The sequence below is a fragment of the Bradyrhizobium sp. Rc3b genome, assembly GCF_900114915.1.
Classification (GTDB): Bacteria; Pseudomonadota; Alphaproteobacteria; order Rhizobiales; family Xanthobacteraceae; genus Bradyrhizobium.
The window spans coordinates 422,569-442,567 of record NZ_FOUS01000002.1; the positions used below are offsets into that span (position 1 = coordinate 422,569).

At 64.7% G+C, this 19,999-nt stretch carries 20 protein-coding genes; 14 read left to right on the top strand and 6 right to left on the bottom strand.

Features of this window, described 5'->3' with window-relative positions; translation table 11 throughout:
- Nucleotide 1 precedes the first annotated feature (1 nt).
- The 5 genes from BM190_RS05495 to gntR all read right to left on the bottom strand — a co-directional run bounded on the left by BM190_RS05495 (nt 2) and on the right by gntR (nt 5,085).
- Nucleotides 2–394 carry a GFA family protein gene (locus tag BM190_RS05495; RefSeq protein ID WP_092252598.1) on the bottom strand — a complete coding sequence of 131 codons (393 nt, stop codon included), beginning with the start codon at nt 392–394 and terminating at the stop codon, nt 2–4.
- 7 nt (nt 395–401) lie between these two features.
- The gene (locus BM190_RS05500; protein WP_092252600.1) at nt 402–1,148 is read right to left on the bottom strand and encodes an SDR family NAD(P)-dependent oxidoreductase; all 747 of its coding nucleotides are present in this window, start codon (nt 1,146–1,148) and stop codon (nt 402–404) included.
- A gap of 17 nt (nt 1,149–1,165) precedes the next feature.
- Nucleotides 1,166–1,897, bottom strand: coding sequence for an SDR family oxidoreductase (locus BM190_RS05505; RefSeq protein WP_018319829.1), 732 nt, complete (start codon nt 1,895–1,897; stop codon nt 1,166–1,168).
- Between the two features lie 135 nt (nt 1,898–2,032).
- Nucleotides 2,033–3,862 carry an IlvD/Edd family dehydratase gene (locus BM190_RS05510; RefSeq protein ID WP_018319830.1) on the bottom strand — a complete coding sequence of 610 codons (1,830 nt, stop codon included), beginning with the start codon at nt 3,860–3,862 and terminating at the stop codon, nt 2,033–2,035.
- Nucleotides 3,863–3,984: 122 nt separating this feature from the next.
- Entirely contained in the window at nt 3,985–5,085 is a 1,101-nt protein-coding gene (gntR, locus tag BM190_RS05515; RefSeq protein WP_092252602.1) for an HTH-type transcriptional regulator GntR, read from the bottom strand.
- A 202-nt stretch (nt 5,086–5,287) separates the two neighbouring features.
- Here gntR and BM190_RS05520 point away from each other — a divergent pair, with 202 nt between their 5' ends.
- The 14 genes from BM190_RS05520 to BM190_RS05585 all read left to right on the top strand — a co-directional run bounded on the left by BM190_RS05520 (nt 5,288) and on the right by BM190_RS05585 (nt 18,126).
- Nucleotides 5,288–6,355 (top strand): ABC transporter ATP-binding protein, encoded by a 1,068-nt coding sequence (locus BM190_RS05520; RefSeq protein ID WP_091954325.1) that lies wholly within the window; start codon nt 5,288–5,290, stop codon nt 6,353–6,355.
- A gap of 46 nt (nt 6,356–6,401) precedes the next feature.
- Entirely contained in the window at nt 6,402–7,721 is a 1,320-nt protein-coding gene (locus tag BM190_RS05525; protein WP_018319833.1) for an ABC transporter substrate-binding protein, read from the top strand.
- A gap of 100 nt (nt 7,722–7,821) precedes the next feature.
- Nucleotides 7,822–8,739 (top strand): carbohydrate ABC transporter permease, encoded by a 918-nt coding sequence (locus tag BM190_RS05530; RefSeq protein ID WP_177236940.1) that lies wholly within the window; start codon nt 7,822–7,824, stop codon nt 8,737–8,739.
- Entirely contained in the window at nt 8,732–9,667 is a 936-nt protein-coding gene (locus BM190_RS05535) for a carbohydrate ABC transporter permease (RefSeq protein ID WP_018319835.1), read from the top strand. The genes BM190_RS05530 and BM190_RS05535 overlap by 8 nt, the downstream gene beginning before the upstream one ends.
- Nucleotides 9,668–9,735: 68 nt before the next feature.
- Nucleotides 9,736–10,722, top strand: a complete 987-nt coding sequence (gene denD / locus BM190_RS05540) for a D-erythronate dehydrogenase (RefSeq protein WP_092252606.1) — start codon at nt 9,736–9,738, stop codon at nt 10,720–10,722.
- 24 nt (nt 10,723–10,746) lie between these two features.
- Nucleotides 10,747–11,721 carry a sugar kinase gene (locus tag BM190_RS05545; protein WP_092252608.1) on the top strand — a complete coding sequence of 325 codons (975 nt, stop codon included), beginning with the start codon at nt 10,747–10,749 and terminating at the stop codon, nt 11,719–11,721.
- Nucleotides 11,722–11,747: 26 nt separating this feature from the next.
- On the top strand, nt 11,748–12,398 hold the full coding sequence (gene eda, locus BM190_RS05550; protein ID WP_092252610.1) for a bifunctional 4-hydroxy-2-oxoglutarate aldolase/2-dehydro-3-deoxy-phosphogluconate aldolase: 651 nt from the start codon (nt 11,748–11,750) through the stop codon (nt 12,396–12,398).
- 61 nt (nt 12,399–12,459) lie between these two features.
- Entirely contained in the window at nt 12,460–13,629 is a 1,170-nt protein-coding gene (locus BM190_RS05555) for an acetyl-CoA acetyltransferase (RefSeq protein ID WP_092253057.1), read from the top strand.
- A 123-nt stretch (nt 13,630–13,752) separates the two neighbouring features.
- Nucleotides 13,753–13,959, top strand: a complete 207-nt coding sequence (locus tag BM190_RS05560; protein ID WP_018319840.1) for a hypothetical protein — start codon at nt 13,753–13,755, stop codon at nt 13,957–13,959.
- A gap of 126 nt (nt 13,960–14,085) precedes the next feature.
- Entirely contained in the window at nt 14,086–15,285 is a 1,200-nt protein-coding gene (locus BM190_RS05565; RefSeq protein WP_092253059.1) for a CaiB/BaiF CoA transferase family protein, read from the top strand.
- Nucleotides 15,286–15,295: 10 nt separating this feature from the next.
- Entirely contained in the window at nt 15,296–16,432 is a 1,137-nt protein-coding gene (locus BM190_RS05570) for a thiolase family protein (RefSeq protein ID WP_092252612.1), read from the top strand.
- A complete protein-coding gene (locus BM190_RS05575; RefSeq protein ID WP_092252614.1) occupies nt 16,429–16,788 on the top strand; it encodes a Zn-ribbon domain-containing OB-fold protein in 360 nt (119 codons plus the stop codon). The genes BM190_RS05570 and BM190_RS05575 overlap by 4 nt, the downstream gene beginning before the upstream one ends.
- A gap of 481 nt (nt 16,789–17,269) precedes the next feature.
- Nucleotides 17,270–17,797 (top strand): carboxymuconolactone decarboxylase family protein, encoded by a 528-nt coding sequence (locus tag BM190_RS05580; protein ID WP_018319845.1) that lies wholly within the window; start codon nt 17,270–17,272, stop codon nt 17,795–17,797.
- A 26-nt stretch (nt 17,798–17,823) separates the two neighbouring features.
- Nucleotides 17,824–18,126, top strand: a complete 303-nt coding sequence (locus BM190_RS05585) for a nucleoside triphosphate pyrophosphohydrolase family protein (protein ID WP_028145149.1) — start codon at nt 17,824–17,826, stop codon at nt 18,124–18,126.
- A gap of 6 nt (nt 18,127–18,132) precedes the next feature.
- Here the strand turns inward: BM190_RS05585 and glsA are convergent, their stop codons facing one another.
- The gene (glsA, locus tag BM190_RS05590) at nt 18,133–19,980 is read right to left on the bottom strand and encodes a glutaminase A (RefSeq protein WP_092252617.1); all 1,848 of its coding nucleotides are present in this window, start codon (nt 19,978–19,980) and stop codon (nt 18,133–18,135) included.
- Between the last annotated feature and the right edge of the window lie 19 nt (nt 19,981–19,999).

Below are 19,999 nucleotides of genomic sequence, written 5' to 3' on the forward strand. Positions count from 1 at the left end.
ATCACGCCGGGATCGTTCCCGGATATTGCACCAGGCCGTCGTCGAGCTTCAGCCAGATCGGCTTCTCCGAGACCCAGATGTGCTCGGTCGGCGCGAAGGCATTGCGATCATCGAACACGGAGAGGGCGACGCCCGCGAGCGTGCCGTTGCGCCGCCAGGCGAACAGGCGGGTGCCGCAGCGTTTGCAGAACACGCGGTCGATCGCCTCGGACGATGCATAGCGCTCGGTCTCGCCTTCGACGCTCAGCGCGCGCTGGTCGAACTGCGCGCGGGCGAAGAAGGGCGAGCCCATCGCCTTCTGACAGTTGCGGCAATGGCAGACGCGAACGTTGAGCGGCTCGCCCTCCGCCTTGAACCGGACCGCGCCGCACAGGCATCCGCCTTCCCGGATCATGCTGCCCTCAATAGGTTGCGCGTCCGCCCGAGATGTCGAACACCGCGCCGGTCGAGAAGGCGCAGTCCTCGGACGCGAGCCAGGCCACCATCGCGGCGAGCTCTTCGACCAGCACGAAGCGCCCCTTCGGGATCTTCGACAGCATGAAGTCGATATGCTGCTGCGTCATCTGGTCGAAGATCGCGGTCTTGGCCGCGGCCGGCGTCACCGCGTTGACGAGGATGTCATGCGCGGCGAGCTCCTTGCCGAGCGACTTTGTCAGCGCGATCAGGCCGGCCTTGGACGCCGAATAGTGCGAGGCGTTCGGGTTGCCTTCCTTGCCGGCGATCGAGGCGATGTTCACGATGCGCCCGTATTTCTGCTTGAGCATCGCGGGCACGATGGCCTTGCAGACGATGAAGGGACCGTCGAGGTTGATGCGCAGCACCTTGCGCCATTCATCGAGGTCGGTTTCCCAGACCGGCTTGTTGACGCCGGCGATGCCGGCATTGTTGACGAGGATGTCGATCTTGCCGAACGCGGCGAGCGTCGCATCGCGCGCCTGCTCGACGGCCGCGGTGTCGGTGACATCGACCTTGAAGACCTTGGTCTTGCCGCCGATCTCTTTCGCCGTCTTCTCGGCCAGCGCGGAGTCAAAATCCCAGATCGCGACCTTGGCGCCGGAGGCGGTGAGGCGCTCGGTGATGGCGCGGCCAAAGCCCTGCGCGCCGCCGGTGACGATGGCGACGCGGCCGTTGAGGTCGATCTTGTTCATGCCGGGTGCCTCTGGGATCAGAGCATGTAGCCGCCGTCGACGACGAGGTCGACGCCGGTGGTGAAGGCGCTCTCGTCGCTGCCGAGATAGACCGCCATGGATGCGATCTCGTCGGCGGTGCCGAGCCGGCCCATCTTCTGGCGGGAGATGAACATCTCCTTGCCTTGCGGTCCCTGCGCGGCGGCGCGGTCGAGCATCGAGGGCGTCTCGACGGTGCCGGGGCAGATCGAGTTGCAGCGGATGCCCTTGGTGATGAAATCGAGCGCGACCGCACGCGATAGCAGCGACACTGCCGCCTTCGACGAGCTGTAGACGTAGCGGTTCGCCGGCGGCCTCAAGGCCGCGCAGGAGGAGATGTTGACGATGCTGCCGCCGCCGCCCGCGATCATGTCGGGCAGGAAGGCCCTGATGGTCCGGTGCATCGATTTGACGTTGAGGTCGAACGAGAAATCGAAATCCTCTTCCGAGCATTCCAGGATGGTGCCGTGATGCACGAAGCCGGCCGCGTTGAGCAGGATGTCGATTTTGCCGATACGCTTGGCGAAGGCGTTGACGTCGGCGGTGTTGCGGACGTCGAGCTTTGCGACCTCGGCGATGCCTTCCTTGGTCAGGCCGGCGATGCCGGCTTCATTGATGTCGGTGGCGATGACGGTTGCGCCTTCACGCGCGAATGCGAGGGCGCATGCGCGCCCGATGCCGGCGGCCGCAGCCGTGACGACGGCGCGTTTGCCCTTGAGGCGGTCTGCCATTTTCTTGTTCTCCTCGATTTCTTCATTGCCGTGACGCCGTAGCCCGGATGGAGCGCCAGCGTAATCCGGGATCCTGCGTTCGCGGATGGTGAACCCGGATTTCGCTACGCTCCATCCGGGCTACGGGTGCCCAGTTCAGTGATTATCCCGCGCCACACCAAACGTGCCGGCGACGTTCTGGTAGCGTGTGGCGAGTTCCATGCAGGCGCCGGTCGATTGCTGGCCGACAGTGTTGCGATAGATCTCCTGCCACGGCGTCTGGTTCTGCGGATGCTTGAAGCCGCCATTGGCCTTGAGCTCGGCGTGACGCTTCTTCAGCTCCTCGTCCGAGATCAGGATGTTGGCGCTGCCCTTGTTGAGGTCGACGCGGACCTTGTCGCCGGTCTTGAGGACCGCAAGCCCGCCATTGGCGGCAGCTTCCGGCGAGGCGTTCAGGATCGAGGGCGAGCCCGAGGTGCCGGACTGGCGGCCGTCGCCGATGCAGGGCAGGGACAGGATACCGCGTTTGATCAGCGCTGCCGGGGGCTGCATGTTCACGACCTCGGCTCCACCAGGATAGCCGATCGGCCCGGTGCCGCGGATGAACAACACGCAGTGCTCGTCGATATCGAGCGAGGCGTCGTCGATCCGCTCGTGATAGTCCTCCGGACCCTCGAACACGATGGCGCGGCCCTCGAATGCGTTGGGGTCTTTCGGATTGCTGAGATAGCGATCGCGGAATTCCTTGGAGATCACTGAGGTCTTCATGATCGCGGAATCGAACAGATTGCCCTTCAGCACCAGGAAGCCGGCGTCCTTCACCAGCGGCTTGTCGTAAGCCCAGATCACGTCGTTGTCGGGGACCGGCGCGTCCTTGCAGTTCTCGCCGATGCCGCGGCCGTTGACGGTGACGGCGTCCTCATGGATGCGCTTGTGCTTCATCAACTCGCGCACCACCGCAGGTACGCCGCCGGCACGGTGGAATTCCTCGCCGAGATAGAAGCCGGCCGGCTGCATGTTGACCAGGAGCGGCACGTCGTGGCCGACCTTCTGCCAGTCCTCGATGGTGAGCTCGACGCCGATGTGGCGGGCCAGCGCGTTGATGTGGATCGGCGCGTTGGTCGAGCCGCCGATCGCCGAATTGATCACGATGCAGTTCTCGAACGCCTTGCGGGTCAGGATGTCCGAGGGCTTGAGGTCTTCCCAGACCATCTCGACGGCGCGCTTGCCGGTTTCGTAGGCGATCTGGCCGCGCTCGCGGTAGGGGGCGGGGATCGCCGCGCACCCCGGCAGCGAGAAGCCGAGCGCTTCGGCAAGACCGTTCATGGTCGAGGCGGTGCCCATGGTGTTGCAATGGCCGACCGAGGGTGCCGACGAGGCCACGATCTCCATGAACTCTTCATAGTCGATCTCGCCCGCGGCGAGCCGCTCGCGCGACTTCCAGACGATGGTGCCCGAGCCGGTGCGTTCGCCGGCATGCCAGCCGTTGAGCATCGGGCCGCCCGACAGCACGATCGCGGGCAGGTTGACGGTCGCAGCCGCCATCATGCAGGCCGGCGTGGTCTTGTCGCAGCCGGTGGTGAGCACGACGCCGTCGAGCGGATAGCCGTAGAGGATCTCGACCAGGCCGAGATAGGCGAGGTTGCGGTCGAGCGCGGCGGTCGGGCGCTTGCCGGTCTCCTGGATCGGATGGGTCGGGAATTCCATCGCGATGCCGCCGGCCTCGCGGATGCCCTCGCGGACGCGGTGGGCCAGCTCGATATGGTGGCGGTTGCAGGGAGAGAGGTCGTTGCCGGTCTGGGCGATGCCGATGATCGGCTTGCCGGATTGCAGCTCGGCACGGGTGAGGCCGTAATTGAGGTAGCGCTCCATGTAGAGCGCCGTCATGCCCGGATTATGCGGGTTGTTGAACCATTCCTGGGAGCGAAGGTGGCGTCGGGAGCCGTTGCCGGCGGGCGCATGCCCATTGGTCGGTTTTTTTGTCATTGGTTTCTCCTGCAATGCAAACGCACTGGCGTCCGTCCTAGGGTGTCGGCTTGTGCGATGCCCAACGGCGCGAATGACGGATCGCTGGCCCGCTGGCGGGTCGTTTCCTCACAAATGCGATACTAGTCATGGCTACTTGGTAACGCTACCATTTTGTTCGCCGTGCCCACGCCCGAGACAGTCGGCCGGCTGTCTGAATGGCGCGGCGACGAGCTTTGCCGCTCGATCACCCGGAAGCCGAGATCGAGCACCGGCTGCTCCGGGCGCCGTCCGTCGATCGCCTCGATCAGCATGGTGGCGGCCGTTTTGCCCATCTCGTAGCGGTTGGTGCGCACGCTGGTAAGGGTGGGGACGGCGGAGGCCATGAATTCGAGGTCGTTGAAGCCGACGATCGCGATCTGCTCGGGGACAGCGATCTCCCGGCGCCGGCATTCGAACAGCACGCCGAGCGCAAGGTCGTCATTGGCACAGAACACCGCATCGAGATTCGGCTCGCGCGCCAGGAGATCGGTGAACAGGGCGCCGCCCAGCGTCACGGAGGTCGGTGTCGCCGTGGTGACGACGAGGCGCTGCTCGAACAGTGCGGCATCCTTCATCGCCGAGACATATCCGTCCAGCCGCCGCTGCACCCGCGGGTCCATGCGCGCACCGACGAAGCCGATCTTGCGGCGGCCCTGCTCGAACAGGTGCGCAACCGCTGCGCGGGCTGCATCATAGTGCGAAAAGCCGATCATCATGTCGACCGGGTCGGGGCCGATCTCCATGATCTGCACGATCGGGCAATCGGCGGCCTCCAGCATGGCGCGCGATTCCGTGGTCTGGTCGATGCCGGTGACGATCAGCCCGGCCGGCTTCTGCGCCAGAAACAGTCGCAGCAGCTTCTCTTCCTGGAGGATGCTGTAGCGCGTGTTGGACAGCTGGATCGAGTAACGGCTGCCTTCGGACGCGTCGTAGATGCCGCGCAGCACGTCCGAGAACACGTTGTTGGTGAGGGAGGGGATCAAGACACCGATCACCTCGGTGCGTTGCGAGGCCAGCGCGCGGGCCGCAAGGTTCGGCACATAGCCGAGCTCCTTGGCGGCGCTCTCGACCCGTGTCCGCTTGGCAACCGAGAGGGCCTCCGGATTACGGAAGAAGCGGGACGCCGTAATCGGGCTGACGCCGGCAAGCTCGGCGACTTCCGCCAGCCGGATCTTGCCTGACTTGGTGCGTTTTCGACCCATTTGCTGCTCTTAACACAGTCAGTCCCGCAAACAAAGGAACGTTGACAGCGCTACCAGCAACGACTAACCAAAGACAAATTGCCAAAACCGCACAAACTGCCGACAATGTTGCCCGCTAAGATCGGGCCGAGTTCGGTGAAGTCTGAAAAAACAAGACGGTCGCGGCGCTCGAGGCGCCGTGGACTTTCGAGGAGGGAGCTAGATGTCGTCTGTGCAAATCCGCGACGTGCGGAAATCGTTCGGCAATTTTGAAGTCCTGCACGGCGTGACTGTACCGATTGAGGACGGCCAGTTCGTCGTTCTGGTCGGCCCCTCCGGCTGCGGCAAGTCGACGCTTCTGCGCATGCTCGCCGGTCTCGAGAACATCACCTCCGGCACGATCTCGATCGGCGACCGCGTCGTCAACAATGTCCAGCCCAAGGAGCGGGACATTGCGATGGTGTTCCAGAACTACGCGCTCTATCCGCACATGACGGTCGCCGACAACATGGGCTTCTCGCTGAAGCTGCGGAATGCGGGCGCCGACGAGATCAACAAGCGCGTCAAGCGCGCCGCCGAGATCCTCGCGCTGTCGCCGCTGCTCGATCGCTATCCGCGCCAGCTCTCCGGCGGCCAGCGGCAGCGCGTCGCGATGGGCCGCGCCATCGTGCGCGACCCGCAAGTCTTCCTGTTCGACGAGCCCTTGTCCAACCTCGACGCCAAGCTGCGCGTCGCCATGCGCACCGAGATCAAGGAGCTGCACCAGCGGCTGAAGACGACGACCGTCTACGTCACCCACGACCAGATCGAAGCCATGACCATGGCCGACAAGATCGTCGTCATGCATGACGGCATCGTCGAGCAGATGGGCACGCCGCTCGAGCTCTATGACAAGCCCGACAATCAGTTCGTTGCCGGCTTCATCGGCTCGCCCGCGATGAACTTCCTGAAGGGGCATGTGCGCGTCAACGGCGTTGCGACCTTCGAGGGACCGAACGGTGTCAAGCTGCCGCTCAAGACCGCGCCCGCGGCGTCCGACGGCCGTCCCGCGGTCTATGGCGTGCGGCCCGAGCATTTCACCATTGCCGACGACGGCGCCGAAGCCGAGATCATCGTGGTCGAGCCGACCGGCTCGGAGACGCAGGTGTTTGCCAAGATCGGCGGCGAGCAGGTCGTCGCGGTCTTCCGCGAACGCCACCAGTTCAACCCGGGCGACAAGGTCCGGCTGAAGCCGGACCCGTCACTGGTGCATCTGTTCGACGAGGCGACGGGAAAGCGCCTGAACGCGTAGCGTAAGTTTAAGTCAAGACAATAAAAAGCATCACAGGGAGGACGACATGCAAGACTTTACCCGCCGGACTCTGCTTCAAGGCGGAACGGCACTGGCTGCGACCGGCATGCTCACCGGGCCGGCACTGTTCGATTTCGCCAAGGCCTGGGCGCAGAGCGCGCCCTGGAAGGCGGAGCCCGGTGCCAAGCTGACCGTGATGCGGTGGAAGCGCTTCGTGCCGGCTGAGGACGATGCGTTCAACGCAATGGTCGCGGCGTTCAAGGCTGCCACCGGCACCGAGATGAACGTGTTCAGCGAATCCTTCGAGGACGTGCAGCCGAAGGCTTCGGTTGCGGCCAATACCGGCTCCGGGCTCGATCTCGCCTGGGGCCTGCACACGCTGCCGCAGCTGTTCCCCACCAAAGTGCTGAAGATGAACGACGTCGCCGATTATCTCGGCAAGAAGTACGGCGGCTGGACCGATGCGGCCGCCAAGACCTGCAAGCAAGGCAATGACTGGCTCGGCATTCCCGTCGCGACCAACGGCGGTTACATGACGTACCGCAAGTCGGCGCTCGACAAGGCGGGGTTCAAGGAATTCCCGAAGGACTTCCCCAGCTTCCTCGAGATGTGCAAGGCGCTGAAGGCGAACAACACGCCGGCCGGCTTCGCTCTCGGGCACGCCTCGGGCGACGGCAATTCGTGGCTGCACTGGGTGCTGTGGGGCCACGGCGCCTACACGGTCGACCAGAACGACAAGATCATCATCAATTCGCCGGAGACGGCAAAGGCGCTTGAATATTGCAAGTCGCTGTACGATGCCTTCATCCCGGGCACCGCGTCCTGGAACGATTCCTCCAACAACAAGGCGTTCCTCGCCGGCGAGCTCTATTGCACGGCGAACGGCATCTCGATCTACGTCGCCGCCAAGACCGATGCGAGCAAGAAGGAGCTCGCCGAGGACACCTATCACGCGCTCTGGCCGGTCGGGCCGGTGGGCAAGCCGACCGAGCTGCAGCTTGCGCTGCCGATCCTCGCCTTCAACTTCACCAAATATCCGAATGCGGCGAAGGCCTTCGTCGCCTTCATGCTGGAGAAGGAGAACTACGAGAAGTGGCTGGACGGCGCGCAGGGCTATCTGACGCAGACCTTGAACGCTTATGAGTCGGCGCCGATCTGGACGGCGGATCCCAAGAATGCCGTGTTCTCGCAGGCCTCCAAGCGCACTTTGCCGGCGGCCGGTATCGGTTCGGTCGGCGAAAAGGCGGCGACGGCCATCGCCGACTTCATCGTCGTCGACATGTTCGCCAACTACTGCACCGGCACCAAGGATGCGAAGGGCGCGATGGCGGAAGCCGAGCGCCAGCTGAAGCGCATCTACCGCTGAGCGTCACGGGGCGGGCGGCCATTCGGCCGCCCGCTCGTCAACATTTCGATCAGGGATATCGGGCATGGCTGATGTCGCAATTCCCCGGGCCAAGCCTCAGATGAGCGAGGACAGCGCCTGGACCCAGCTCAAACACAATCGCAACTGGCTCGGCTTCTGGTTCATGGTGCCGGCCATGGCCTTCCTGATCTTTTTCCTGGCTTATCCGCTGGGCCTAGGCATCTGGTTGTCCTTCACCGACACCCGCATCGGCAGGGTCGGGCATTTCGTCGCCACCGAGAACTATGAGTGGCTGTGGGACGATTCCATCTTCTGGCTGTCGGTGTTCAACACGCTGCTCTACACCTTCATCGCCAGCGCCCTCAAATTCGCGATTGGGCTTTATCTCGCGTTGCTGCTGAACGAGAACATGCCGTTCAAGGCGATGCTGCGCGCGATGGTCCTGATCCCCTTCATCGTGCCGACGGTGCTCTCGGCGCTGGCGTTCTGGTGGATCTTCGATTCGCAATTCTCCATCATCTCCTGGTCGCTGAGGCATCTCGGCCTGATCGACCAGAACATCAACTTCCTCGGCGACACGACCTGGGCACGCATTTGCGTGATCTTCGCCAATATCTGGCGCGGCGTGCCGTTCGTCGCGATCACGCTGCTGGCCGGCCTGCAGACGGTGTCGCCCTCGCTCTATGAAGCCGCAACGCTCGACGGCGCCACGCGCTGGCAGAATTTCCGCTTCATCACCTATCCGCTGCTGACGCCGATCATCGCCGTCGTGATGACCTTCTCGGTGCTGTTCACCTTCACCGACTTCCAGCTGATCTGGGCGATGACGCGCGGCGGACCGGTCAACGCCACCCATCTGATGGCGACGCTGTCCTACCAGCGCGCGATCATCGCCGGGCAGCTGGGCGAGGGCGCCGCGATCTCGAGCGCCATGATCCCGTTCCTGCTCGCCGCAATCATGGTCTCGTGGTTCGGCCTCCAGCGCAGGAAATGGCAGCAGGGAGAGAACAATGACTGATCTGCCCACCAGGTCCGTTGATCTCAAGGCCGTGCTATCGGGATCCTCTCCGACGGTGGCGAAGGACGATCACAGCGAGGGCATGAGCTATCTGCAGTCGGTGCCGCGCCGGATGGTGACGCTGTACCTGCCGCTCGCGATCATCGTCATCGTTCTGCTGTTCCCGTTCTACTGGATGGCGCTGACCTCGGTGAAGCCGGACGAGCAGTTGCTCGATCTCGACAGGTACAACCCGTTCTGGACCTGGAATCCGACCTTCAAGCATTTCCACAAGCTGCTGTTCGAGAGCTACTACCCGTACTGGCTCTGGAACACGATGTACGTGGCCGTCTGCGCGACGGTGCTTTCGATCATCGCGTCGGTGTTGGCTGCCTACGCCATCGTGCGCTTGCGCTACAAGGGCGCCAATCTCGTCGGCGGGCTGATCTTCCTCGCTTATCTGGTGCCGCCGTCGATCCTGTTCATCCCGCTCGCCACCGTCGTGTTCCAGTACGGGCTGTTCGACTCGCCGCTGGCGTTGATCCTGACCTATCCGACCATCCTGATCCCGTTCTCGACCTGGCTGCTGATGGGCTATTTCAAGACCATCCCGTTCGAGCTCGAGGAATGCGCGCTGATCGACGGGGCGAGCCGCTGGCAGATCCTGGTCAAGATCGTTCTGCCGCTCGCAATCCCCGGCCTGATCTCGGCCTTCATCTTCTGCTTCACGCTGTGCTGGAACGAGTTCATCTACGCGTTGACCTTCCTGCAGTCGACCAGCAACAAGACGGTGCCGGTCGCGATCGTCAACGAGTTCGTGGACGGTGACATCTACCGCTGGGGTTCGCTGATGGCCGGAGCCTTGGCCGGCTCGCTGCCGCTCGTCATCCTTTACGCCTTCTTCGTGGAGCATTATGTGTCCGCGATGACCGGCGCCGTGAAGGAATAATCGCGGGGTCTGCCACGGGAGCGCGCCGGAGGCTGCGCGCTCGGGCCAATAACCAAGGAGTTAAGCTCTTGCACGTTCTGGTTCTGGGCGCCGCCGGCATGGTCGGCCGCAAATTGTGTGAACGGCTGTTGCGTGACGGCCGGCTGGGCAAGAGCGACATCACCAAGCTCACCATGCATGACGTGGTCGAGCCGAAGAAGCCGGAGAAGGCCGGTTTTCCCGTCGAGACGGTGTCGGGCGATTTCGCGGTGCCGGGCGCTGCCGAAAAGCTGATCGCCGGCCGCCCGGACGTGATCTTCCATCTCGCCGCGATCGTCTCGGGCGAGGCCGAGCTCGATTTCGACAAGGGTTACCGCATCAATCTCGATGGCACGCGAATGCTGCTCGATGCCATTCGGTTGGTCGGTGGCGGCTACAAGCCGCGCGTGGTGTTCACGTCCTCGATCGCGGTGTTCGGCGCGCCGTTCCCGGATGCGATTGGCGACGAGTTCTTCCACACCCCGCTGCTCAGCTACGGCGCTCAGAAGGCGATCGGCGAATTGCTGCTGGCCGACTATTCGCGCCGCGGCTTCCTCGACGGCATCGGCATCCGGCTGCCGACCATCTGCATCCGGCCCGGCCTGCCCAACAAGGCGGCATCAGGCTTCTTCTCCAGCATCCTGCGCGAGCCGCTGGCCGGCAAGGACGTGATCCTCCCGGTGTCCGAGGACGTCCGCCACTGGCACGCCACGCCGCGCTCGGCCGTCGGCTTCCTGCTCCATGCCGGCACCATGGATCTTGCCGCGGTGGGCCCGCGACGCAATCTGACCATGCCGGGACTTTCGGCAACGGTCGGCGAGCAGATCGCCGCCCTGAAGCGGGTTGCGGGCGAGAAGGTCGCCGCGCGCATCAAGCGCGAGCCCGATCCCTTCATCGTCGGCATCGTCGGCGGTTGGCCGCGCAATTTCAATGCGAAGCGGTCGCTCGAGCTCGGCTTCACCACTGCCGAGAAGACCTTCGACGACATCATCCGCATTCACATCGAAGACGAGCTCGGCGGCAACTTCGTCGCATGATCTCCGACTGAGCGGGCCCTGGTGATGGCGAGCGTTGCTTGCATCGGCGAATGCATGGTCGAGCTCAGGCAGGCGCAAGGCGGCGCGTCTGCCGGGCAAGGGCAGGGCGGCGGGCTGTATTCGCGCGGCTTCGGCGGTGACACCCTCAACACCGCCGTCTATCTGGCGCGGCTCGAGGTCAAGGTCGATTATTTCACCGCGCTCGGCGATGACGGCCTCAGCGACGAGATGATCGCGGCCTGGAACGCGGAGAATGTCGGCACGAGGCGTGTCATGCGGCTGGCCGGCAAGCTGCCCGGCCTCTACATGATCCAGTTGGATGCGAAGGGCGAGCGTCAGTTTTTTCACTGGCGCGACAGCGCGGCGGCGCGGCAGCTGATGAGCCTGCCAGAGACCGATGAGCTCCTCAACTCGCTGATGAGCTACGACATCGTCTATCTCTCCGCGATCACGCTCTCGATCTACGATGCGCCCGGCCGCGAGCGGCTGTTCGCGGCAATCAAGCGCGCACGCCTGCTCGGCACTCGCTTCGTGTTCGACACCAATTTTCGCGCGCGGGGGTGGCCGGACCGCGACGTCGCGCGCGAGGTATTTGCGGCTGCTTTCACCGCCGCCGACATCGTGCTGACCTCCACCGAGGATCTGCTCGCGCTCTATCCCGACGAGAGCAACGATCAGCTGATGGCACGTATCCCGACGCCCGAGCTGGTGTTCCGGCTCGCCGAGCCCGTGAGCCTGCTGCGCTTCCCCGGCGGAACGAGCGAGGTCCGTGCCGAACCGATGACCAAGCCCGTCGTCGACACCACGGCGGCCGGAGACAGCTTTGCCGCGGCCTATATCGCGGCCCGGCTCGCCGGTTCCGATCCGGTCGAGGCCGCCCAGGCCGGGCATCGCCTCGCCAGCCTCGTGATCTGCTATTCCGGTGCCATTATTCCGGGCTATGCCATGCCGCCGAAGAAACGACACCGGCCGGCGACCTCCCGCCAGGCGACCAAGTAGAAGCGACCAAGTAAAGATCGAGACCTATGACCACGACTGCCCAACAGAACCATCTCGCCGCGCTGTTCAAGGCAGCGACCGTCATTCCCGTGCTCACCATCGAGCGCATCCAGGATGCCGTGCCGCTGGCGCGCGCGCTGGTTGCCGGCGGCGTCCGCACGCTGGAGGTGACCATGCGCACCCCGGTTGCGATCGAGGCGGCGAGGGCGATGATGGCCGAAGTCCCGGAGGCGGTCGTCGGCATCGGCACGATCCTCAATCCGGCCGACTTCACCCGTGTCGAGAAGCTCGGCGTCGCCTTCGGCATCAGCCCCGGCCTGACCCCCGATCTCCTGAAGGCCGCCGCCCACAGCTCCCTGCCGTTCGCGCCGGGCATCGCCACGGCGTCCGAGCTGATGCTGGCGCTGTCGCACGGCCTCGACGTCGCAAAATTCTTCCCGGCCGAGCAGGCCGGCGGCATCAAGGGCCTGCGTTCGCTCGGCGGACCGTTCCCGAACGTGCGGTTCTGCCCGACCGGCGGCATCGGTGAGGCCAACGCGGCGAGCTGGCTCGCCGAGCCCAACGTGGTCGCGGTCGGCGGTTCCTGGCTGTGCCCGACGGCCGAGATCAGGGCCGGGAACTGGGCCGGCATAACTGCCATCTGCCAGCGCACCCTCAAGGCCCTGAAACCTGCGTGAAGTCTTGCCATCCCTGCGCTAAGACTTAGCTCAGGAAGAGAGACCCCAGGGAGACATGACCATGACCGCCAGCATCGTCGGATGGGCGCATACGCCGTTCGGCAAGTTCGACACCGAAACCGTCGAAAGCCTCGTCACCCGCGTCGCCAATGAGGCGATGGCCGATGCCGGCATTTCGGCCGGCGATGTCGACGAGATCGTGCTCGGCCATTTCAACGCCGGCTTCTCGGCGCAGGATTTTACCGCCTCGCTGGTGCTCCAGGCCGACCCGAAGCTGCGCTTCAAGCCGGCGACCCGTGTCGAGAACGCCTGCGCCACCGGTTCTGCCGCCGTGCACCAGGGCCTGCGCGCGATTGCCGCAGGCGCCGCCAAGATCGTCCTGGTCGTCGGCGTCGAGCAGATGACCCGCACCCCGGGCGCCGAGATCGGCAAGAACCTGCTGAAGGCGTCCTACCTGCCCGAGGACGGCGACACCGTCGGCGGCTTTGCCGGTGTGTTCGGCAAGATCGCCAGCTCCTATTTCCAGAAATACGGCGACCAGTCCGACGCTCTGGCGCTGATCGCGGCCAAGAACCACAAGAACGGCGTCGCTAATCCCTTCGCCCAGATGCGCAAGGATTTCGGTTTCGACTTCTGCCGCGCCGAGAGCGAGAAGAACCCCTACGTCGCCGGCCCCCTGAAGCGCACCGATTGCTCGTTGGTCTCCGACGGCGCCGCCGCGCTGGTGCTGGCCGACGCCGAGACCGCCAAGGGCATGGCCAAGTCGATCGGCTTCCGCGCCACCGCGCACGCCCAGGATTTCCTGCCCATGAGCAAGCGCGACATCCTCCAGTTCGAGGGCTGCACCGTCGCCTGGCAGCGTGCGCTGGAAAAGGCGGGGGTCACGCTGTCCGATCTCTCCTTCGTCGAGACCCATGACTGCTTCACCGTGGCCGAGCTGATCGAATACGAAGCGATGGGCCTGACGCCGCGGGGGCAGGGCGCCCGCGCCATCAAGGAAGGCTGGACGCTGAAGGACGGCAAGCTGCCGGTCAATCCGTCCGGCGGCCTCAAGGCCAAGGGCCATCCGATCGGCGCCACCGGCGTCTCCATGCACGTGATGACCGCGATGCAGCTCGCAGGCCAGGCGCCCGAGGGCATGCAGCTCAAGAACGCCAAGCTCGGCGGCATCTTCAACATGGGCGGCGCCGCGGTCGCCAACTACGTCTCGGTGCTGGAGCCGCTGAAGTAGGCTCTCGTAGGGTGGGCAAAGGCGCGAAGGCGCCGTGCCCACCATCTTCCTTGCGTTAGATCATGGTGGGCCCGCTTCGCCTGGCCCACCCTATGGCTCCTGATTGATTGGCGGAAGAGCATCATGAGCACTGACTACGAAGACTCGCTGTCGATGGACGCACTCAACGGTCGGATTGCGATCCTCGAGGACAATATAAGGCAGCTCATCGAGCAGGCCGCGGCCGCTTCAGGCGAGCAGAACGAGTCGCGCATCGCCGACCGGATCAACCAGCAGAACGAAGAGCTCGACCGGCTCCTCAAGATCCGCGAATCCCGCCAGAAGAAATAGCCGCCGATATCACCGCACGGCGCATGCGGCCATACGCCGGCCGCCCTTGTGCGCGCGGCTTTGCTGCCTTTAGCTGGACCGAAATCGCGGGGCCGCGCCTGGCCCCCGCGCAATCGGGAGCCAATGATGGGGCCACTAAAGGGCATCAAGGTCATCGACATGACCACCGTGCTGATGGGGCCTTATGCGACCCAGATGCTCGGCGATTACGGCGCCGACGTCATCAAGGTGGAATCGCTCGATGGCGACGTCACCCGCCTGATCGGCCCGATGCGCCACGCCGGCATGGGCCCGGTGTTCCTCAACACCAACCGCAGCAAGCGCTCGATCTGCCTCGATCTGAAAAAGCCGGCGGGCCGCGAGGCCGTGTTGCGACTGCTGAAGGACGCCGACGTTCTCGTCTACAACGTCCGCCCGCAGGCGATGGCGCGGCTTCAGCTCGGCTACGACGTCGTCTCGAAAATCAACCCGCGCCTCGTCTATGCCGGCGTGTTCGGCTTTGGCCAGGATGGCCCGTATGCCGCAAAGCCCGCCTATGACGATCTGATCCAGGGCGCCACCGCGCTGCCGGCGCTGATGGCGCAGACCGGGGACGGCGTGCCGCGCTATGTGCCGAACGCGCTGGTCGACCGCATCGTCGGCCTTACCGCCGTCGGCGCGATCTGCGCCAGTCTCGTGCATCGCGACCGCACCGGACGCGGCCAGCGGGTCGATATCCCGATGTTCGAGACCATGGCCGGCTTCGTCATGGGCGATCACATGGGCGGTCTCACCTATGAGCCGCCGCTCGACAAGGGCGGCTATGCCCGCCACCTCTCGCGCGACCGCAGGCCGTACAAGACCTCGGACGGCTATCTCAGCGTCATCGTCTACAACGACAAGCAGTGGGACAATTTCTTCAAGGCGACCGCGCGCGACGACCTCCGCGCCGATCCCAGATTTGCGACCTTCGCCGGCCGTGCAGCCAATATCGATGTCGTCTATGCCGAGCTCGCGCGCATCTTCGAGACGCGCACGACCGCCGAATGGATCGATCTGCTGACCAAGGCCGATGTCCCCGTGATGCCGATGCACGACCTCGCCTCGATCCTGCACGACGAGCATCTGGAGGCGACGAATTTCTTCCCCGTCGTGACCCATCCGACCGAGGGCCCGATCCGCAGCATGAAGGTGACGGCGACCTGGTCGGAGACGGAGGCCGAGCCGGTGCGGCTGGCCCCGCGTCTCAACGAGCACGGCGCGGAGATTCTTCGCGGGATCGGATACTCCGCCGACGAGATCGCCGCCATGGTGCGAGACGGTGTTACGCGGTCGGTGCCGGAGTAGGGGAGGCACCATGAGCTTCATCACCGGCGTCGGCCTCACATCCTTCGGCAAACATGAAGGCTCGTCCTCGCTCGACCTGATGAGCCAGGCCGCGCAAGCCGCGCTCGACGATGCCGGGCTGAAGCGTGCGGACATCGACGGCATCCTCTGCGGCTATTCCACCGTCTCGCCGCACATCATGCTGGCGACCGTGTTCGCCGAGCACTTTGGCATTCGCCCGTCTTACGCCCACGCCGTGCAGGTCGGCGGCGCCACGGGGCTGGCGATGACGATGCTGGCGCATCACCTCGTCACCTCGGGCGTCGCGCGCAATGTGCTCGTCGTCGCCGGCGAGAACCGCCTCACCGGGCAGAGCCGCGATGCCTCGATCCAGGCGCTGGCGCAGGTCGGCCATCCCGATTACGAGGTGCCGCTGGGGCCGACCATTCCCGCCTATTACGGCCTCGTCGCCAACAGGTACATGCACGAATACGGCGTCACCGAAGAGGATCTCGCCGAATTCGCCGTGCTGATGCGCAGCCACGCCTGCACCCATCCCGGCGCGCAATTCCACGAGCCCATCACGGTTGCCGACGTCATGGCCTCGAAGCCGGTGGCGATGCCGCTCAAGCTGCTCGACTGCTGTCCGGTCTCCGACGGCGGCGCCGCCTTCGTCATTTGCCGCGAGCGGACCGGGGAGGCGGGCGTGCGCATCCGCGGCTGCGCGCAGGCGCATACCCATCAGCATGTCACGGCCGCGCCCGCGCTCATTGAACTCGGCGCCGAGATCTCCATCGCCCGCGCCAAGAAGGCCACGGGCCTTGCGATCTCCGACGTGCGCTACGCCGCGATCTACGACAGTTTTACCATCACGCTCGCGATGCTGCTGGAAGACCTCGGCCTTGCCGGCCGCGGTGAGGCCGCAGCCCGCGTGCGATCAGGCCATTTCAGCCGCGACGGCGCGATGCCGCTGAACACGCATGGCGGCCTGCTCAGCTACGGTCATTGCGGCGTTGGCGGCGCCATGGCGCATCTGGTCGAGGCGCATTTGCAGATGACGGGGCGGGCGGCGAGCCGCCAGGTGCGCGACGCCTCGATTGCGCTGCTGCATGGCGACGGCGGCGTGCTGTCGTCGCATGTGAGCATGTTCCTGGAGCGAGTGCGATGAGTGGGCGTCTGGCAGACTGGACCAAGGGCGAAGCGGCCATCACCTACCAGACCTGCAACTCATGCGGGCATGTGCAGTACTTCCACCGCGCCTTCTGCGCGGCTTGTGGCGAATCGGATCCGCGCGAACAGCGCGCCAGCGGCAAGGGCAGGGTCTATGCCACCTCGCTGGTCTGCCGCGCCGCGACGCCCGAGACGCGCGCACACGTGCCCTACAACATCCTGCTGGTCGATTGCGCCGAGGGCTTTCGCATGATGGCGCATGGCGACAACGGACTCGCCATCGGCGACTCGGTCGTTGCGAGCTTCAAACCGTTCGCCGGGGAGCTCGTGCCGTTCTTCACGAAGGAAATGTAACGGGATTCGTCATTCGGGGGCGGTCATGGACCGAGCCTGGAACGGGTATTCTGGGCCTGGCCTGTGCGAGGGGCCACCCCGGAATGACGAAAACTCTAGAACTCCAACTAACGCCCGTAGAACAAGATGCTGGCGATGACGAGCATCGCCGTCACCGCCAGCATATGCGCGATCGCTCCCGAGGCCGCCCCCTTGGTGGCTTCCTTCATGCCTTTTTCTCCCTAGACTTGGGCGTGACTCATCGTTGTGCGGCTAGCGCACCCGATGGCCAATTGTTTTACTCGGAACACCCCATTTGCGAGTACTCACCGCGATTTGTCCCCACGCGGCAAATATCGACTGTGTCAGGGTCGATCAGCAATGCGGCGGCAATTTGACTCGATAATGTTGCTCCTGCGTCCTCGCGCGAATAGAGTCTTTGGGAACTTGCGCGGACGACGACAAAAAGCATCAAAAAATCAGGGAAAACTTCAGGAAAATCATGGCCCGCATCAGCTACAGCGACCCGTCCAAGGCATCCGACCGCACCCGCGAAATTCTCGACAAGAACCGCAACGCCAACATCTTCCGCATGATGGCGCACTCGCCCAGCTATTTCGAGCAGTACTGCCGCTTGGGGGGCGCCATCCGTCACAAGGGCGAGCTCGATCCGGTCGTGCGCGAGCTTGCGATCACCCGCACCGGAATCTTGTGCGAGGCGCCGTACGAGATCGTCGCGCACAAGCGGATCGGCAAGAATGTCGGCGTCACCGACGCGCAGAACGAGGCGCTCGAAAACTGGCAGGCGGCGACGTGCTTCAACGAGGTGCAGCGCGCCGCGCTCGCCTTCACCGACGAGATCGTGAAGCTCAGGAAGCCGACGGATGCGACCTTCAAGGCGATCGCAGCGAAGCTGACGCCGGCCGCGCTGGTCGAGCTCCAGCTCTCGGTCGGCTTCTACATCATGACCTCGAAATTCCTGGAGACGTTCGAGATCGATCTCCAGCCCGTCACCGAAGTGGTGGGCTGATCGAAGCACCGCGGCGAGGGATGCCAATGACGATCGATGAATATGCGGCCTGGGCCGCGAGCGTTGCGAAAGTCGATGAACATCCGTCCAACGAGCGGCTCTCCTATCTCGGTCTCGGCCTCGCGGGCGAGGCCGGCGAGGTGGCCGAGCACATCAAGAAGCTGTTGCGCGATGACTGGCTCGACAAGGCGGGCCTCGTCGATGAGCTCGGCGACGTCATCTACTACTGGGCCTGCCTCTGCGCGACGACCGGCCAGAAACCGTCCGAGCTGCTCGAAAGGAGCGCGGCAAAGATCAAGCGGCGGCTGAGCGAGGCGGCGAGCCGGTAGGCTCGCTCACGTCGACGTCAAGATATCCACCTTCGCGTTCGCCACGATCAGGCGATCGGCGAGGAGCTGGGCGAGATTGCGCATGATGCGCTCGCTGGCGTGCGGGTGCTGCTGGCGGAAGCGTTCGAATTCCTGCAGCGGAGCCTCATAGGCGGTCGCCGCCATGTCGGCGAAGACGTCGGCCGAGCGCGTGGACTCCAGCAGTGCCATCTCGCCGAACGCCATGCCCGCGGTCAGCGTCGCGAGCCGCACGCCGTCGGGTAGCGTGACGTGCACGGCGCCGCTGCGCAGGAAGAACAGGGAATCGGCGCGATCGCCGGTGGTGAGAATCTTCGCGCCGGACTGATAGGTGCGGATGGTGCAGATCGAGGCGAGATCCGCCAGCTCGTCCTCGCCGAGGCCCTCGAGCAGCGGCTGCTCGGCAAGCTCGGTGGTCTCATGAAAGTCGATCGAGCCGCCGTAGCGGTAGACGATCTGATCTTCGGCCCATTCGATCGCGGTGTCGAGCAGGTAGAAGTCGCGGACGTTCTTCAGCTCGGCCGTCCATTCCCGCAACGTGTCCCACTCCCTGGATGCGCGCCTGACGCCCGACAGCACCACCGTGACATTCAGAGCGGCGAGCTCCTCGAACGCTTCGGCGACCAGCCGCGCGCCGGCGCGCGTGGTGGAGGTGACGCGATGCAGATCGAAGATCACGAATTGGGGGCGGGGCCGGGCAGCGAGCCGCCGGGAGACGTAGTCGACCGCGGACAGCGACAGCGTGCCGACCAGCTCGATGATCCGCACCTCCTGCTCATGCGCGGCGAGAATCTCGCGCTCCTGCGGCCGGCGCACGCGGCGTGACGGGCTCTTGCCGATATCGTAATCGGCGATGACGGCGTTGCGGGCATCGTCGCTGCGGTTGAGCATGTGCAGATCGTAGTGCGAGGACAGCGCCTCGCAGACCTTGATGCCGCGCACGCTGTTGCCGTGCTTGTCGAGCTTCGGCGAATAGCTGCCGAGCCCGAGGCGGGCGGGGAGCGCGGCGAGGATGCCGCCTCCGACGCCGCTCTTGGCGGGAATGCCGATCCGGTAGATCCATTCGCCGGCATAGTCGTACATGCCCGACGAGGTCATCACCGAGAGCGTGCGCGAGATGGCGTAAGGCGTCAGCACCTGCTCGCCCGTGACCGGATTGACGCCGCGATTGGCAAGTGTCGCCGCCATCACCGCGATGTCGCGTGCGGTGACCAGCACGGCGCATTGCCGGAAATAGACGTCGAGCACGGCTGCAACGTTGTCGGAGATCACCGCGTTGGTCTTGAGCAGATAACCGATCGCGCGGTTGCGGTCGCCGGTCTGGCTCTCCGAGCCGTAGACGGCCTCGTCCACGGCGAGATCGCGGCCCGCGAAGCGGCTCAGCGCGAGCCGAATTTGCTCGAAGGCATCTGCGCCCTTGCTGTCGTAAATCAGCCCGGTGCAGGCGATCGCGCCGGCATTGACCATCGGGTTGAACGGGTGGTTCTCGGAATTAAGCCGGATCGAGTTGAAGGGATCGCCCGACGGTTCGACGCCGATCGCGCTCTCGACCCGGCCTGCGCCCAGAAGGTCCAGCGCCAGCGCGAACACGAACGGTTTTGACATCGACTGGATGGTGAAGGGCACCCTGGAGTCGCCGACCTCGTAGACGTGGCCGTCCAGTGTCGCGAGGCTGATGCCAAAATAGGCAGGATCAGCCTTGCTCAGCTCGGGAATGTAGTCGGCGACGCTGCCCGAAGTTTCGGCGGAGAATTCGTTGAGGCAATTGTCCAGAAACCGCAGCAAGGGCGGCTTCGAGCGGGTCCAGGCGGCGGCGAGAGGCGAGAGCGGGGTCATCGCCTCTCTTGTGCAACGC

What these genes read in the sequence shown, in the direction of transcription:
- BM190_RS05545 (WP_092252608.1), top strand. Translation starts at nt 10,747, where the DNA reads ATGGCGAGCGTTGCTTGCATCGGCGAATGCATGGTCGAGCTCAGGCAG.
- BM190_RS05500 (WP_092252600.1), bottom strand. Translation starts at nt 1,148, where the DNA reads ATGAACAAGATCGACCTCAACGGCCGCGTCGCCATCGTCACCGGCGGC.
- BM190_RS05555 (WP_092253057.1), top strand. Translation starts at nt 12,460, where the DNA reads ATGACCGCCAGCATCGTCGGATGGGCGCATACGCCGTTCGGCAAGTTC.
- eda (WP_092252610.1), top strand. Translation starts at nt 11,748, where the DNA reads ATGACCACGACTGCCCAACAGAACCATCTCGCCGCGCTGTTCAAGGCA.
- BM190_RS05525 (WP_018319833.1), top strand. Translation starts at nt 6,402, where the DNA reads ATGCAAGACTTTACCCGCCGGACTCTGCTTCAAGGCGGAACGGCACTG.
- BM190_RS05530 (WP_177236940.1), top strand. Translation starts at nt 7,822, where the DNA reads ATGAGCGAGGACAGCGCCTGGACCCAGCTCAAACACAATCGCAACTGG.
- BM190_RS05570 (WP_092252612.1), top strand. Translation starts at nt 15,296, where the DNA reads ATGAGCTTCATCACCGGCGTCGGCCTCACATCCTTCGGCAAACATGAA.
- BM190_RS05575 (WP_092252614.1), top strand. Translation starts at nt 16,429, where the DNA reads ATGAGTGGGCGTCTGGCAGACTGGACCAAGGGCGAAGCGGCCATCACC.
- glsA (WP_092252617.1), bottom strand. Translation starts at nt 19,980, where the DNA reads ATGACCCCGCTCTCGCCTCTCGCCGCCGCCTGGACCCGCTCGAAGCCG.
- BM190_RS05585 (WP_028145149.1), top strand. Translation starts at nt 17,824, where the DNA reads ATGACGATCGATGAATATGCGGCCTGGGCCGCGAGCGTTGCGAAAGTC.
- gntR (WP_092252602.1), bottom strand. Translation starts at nt 5,085, where the DNA reads ATGGGTCGAAAACGCACCAAGTCAGGCAAGATCCGGCTGGCGGAAGTC.
- BM190_RS05495 (WP_092252598.1), bottom strand. Translation starts at nt 394, where the DNA reads ATGATCCGGGAAGGCGGATGCCTGTGCGGCGCGGTCCGGTTCAAGGCG.
- BM190_RS05520 (WP_091954325.1), top strand. Translation starts at nt 5,288, where the DNA reads ATGTCGTCTGTGCAAATCCGCGACGTGCGGAAATCGTTCGGCAATTTT.
- BM190_RS05505 (WP_018319829.1), bottom strand. Translation starts at nt 1,897, where the DNA reads ATGGCAGACCGCCTCAAGGGCAAACGCGCCGTCGTCACGGCTGCGGCC.
- BM190_RS05535 (WP_018319835.1), top strand. Translation starts at nt 8,732, where the DNA reads ATGACTGATCTGCCCACCAGGTCCGTTGATCTCAAGGCCGTGCTATCG.
- BM190_RS05565 (WP_092253059.1), top strand. Translation starts at nt 14,086, where the DNA reads ATGGGGCCACTAAAGGGCATCAAGGTCATCGACATGACCACCGTGCTG.
- BM190_RS05560 (WP_018319840.1), top strand. Translation starts at nt 13,753, where the DNA reads ATGAGCACTGACTACGAAGACTCGCTGTCGATGGACGCACTCAACGGT.
- BM190_RS05580 (WP_018319845.1), top strand. Translation starts at nt 17,270, where the DNA reads ATGGCCCGCATCAGCTACAGCGACCCGTCCAAGGCATCCGACCGCACC.
- BM190_RS05510 (WP_018319830.1), bottom strand. Translation starts at nt 3,862, where the DNA reads ATGACAAAAAAACCGACCAATGGGCATGCGCCCGCCGGCAACGGCTCC.